Source organism: Pseudoalteromonas sp. Z1A6 (assembly GCF_011378745.1).
Lineage (GTDB): Bacteria > Pseudomonadota > Gammaproteobacteria > Enterobacterales > Alteromonadaceae > Pseudoalteromonas > Pseudoalteromonas arctica.
The window spans coordinates 1-573 of record NZ_WTKW01000708.1 but is presented as its reverse complement, the minus strand read 5'-3'; the positions used below and the strand labels follow the sequence as shown (position 1 = coordinate 573).

General features: G+C 32.1%; 1 protein-coding gene. It reads right to left on the bottom strand.

The window, feature by feature from the left end:
- Window positions 1–525, bottom strand: a 525-nt coding sequence (locus GQR46_RS20435; protein WP_165742362.1) for a hypothetical protein, incomplete at its 3' end; no start/stop codon positions are given.
- Between the last annotated feature and the right edge of the window lie 48 nt (window positions 526–573).

The following is a 573-nucleotide window of genomic DNA, read 5'->3' as shown; positions in this document are numbered from 1 at the left end:
TATTTCAATTTCTTTTAATTGCTCAACAGAAAAAGCATGACCTTCTAATACTGATAGCATGCTCACAGGCGTTTTATGAGAAACAATATGTTTATTATTGTAATAATGGAACTGTAAGTGAGTACCATGACTAGTATCATAAGAAAGAACAGAACGCATTTCTCTATATTCAAAAGACTCTTTTTCGTTAGACAATAACAAATCGGTATGCAATTCTATTTCCGAGTGGTTAGTTGCAAATACCTCTATAGATTTTGTATTGCTCATATCATTTAGGCAGTTAATAAGCCTGATACTATACTCAAGCCCCCATATTGAGGCAGATGAATCAAGTAGATGTGTCGCCTCATGCAGGTATGTCTTCAAGAATAATATCTCTTCTGCGCTTAAGTTATTTGTTTGCTGTAATACAACCTGACTAGCTCGTTGAGCTGGAATCATCATCACTTCATCATTTAACTCGATATAATGCAAAAAAAAGTAATATTCACCTAAATTTTTGCTATTAAATACATTCTTACTCACTTAAACATCCATATTTATTTTTATAAGATCGAAACGATTGTATCAAAT